This is a genomic window from Variovorax sp. P2_H12 (assembly GCF_056403395.1).
This window is the reverse complement of sequence record NZ_JBFUFO010000299.1, coordinates 1-376: the sequence shown is the minus strand read 5'-3', so window position 1 is coordinate 376 and position 376 is coordinate 1. Positions and strand designations below refer to the sequence as shown.

Genomic DNA, 376 nt, shown 5'->3' with positions numbered 1-376 from the left:
CCGTAGGAGACCTCACACCCGACAGCTTGCCCGAGCGCGCCGAACGGACCACGACACCATGACCGACTTCGCCGCCTTCACGGCGTTCACTTCCCTGCACCGTGCGACGACCGCGTCACCGTTGCTGCTCCCCAACGCCTGGGACCACGCCTCGGCGACGGCCCTGAGCGAGCAGGGCTTCCCCGCCATCGGCACCACAAGCCTCGCGGTGGCCGCGGCGGCCGGACTGCCCGACGGTACGGGAGCGACCCGCGCGGAGACCGTGCTTCTGGCCCGGCGACTGGGTGCCGGGCCGTACCTGCTCTCGGTGGACGCCGAGGGCGGGTTCAGCGACGACCCGGCCGAGGTGGCCGAGCTGGCCCGTGAACTGGCGGCG

General features: G+C 73.1%; 1 protein-coding gene. It reads left to right on the top strand.

Going from position 1 to position 376, the window contains the following annotated elements; all coding sequences use genetic code 11:
• Positions 1–58: 58 nt before the first annotated feature.
• The coding region (locus AC1DYK_RS36215; protein ID WP_478170659.1) for an isocitrate lyase/phosphoenolpyruvate mutase family protein at positions 59–376 on the top strand (318 nt) is incomplete at its 3' end.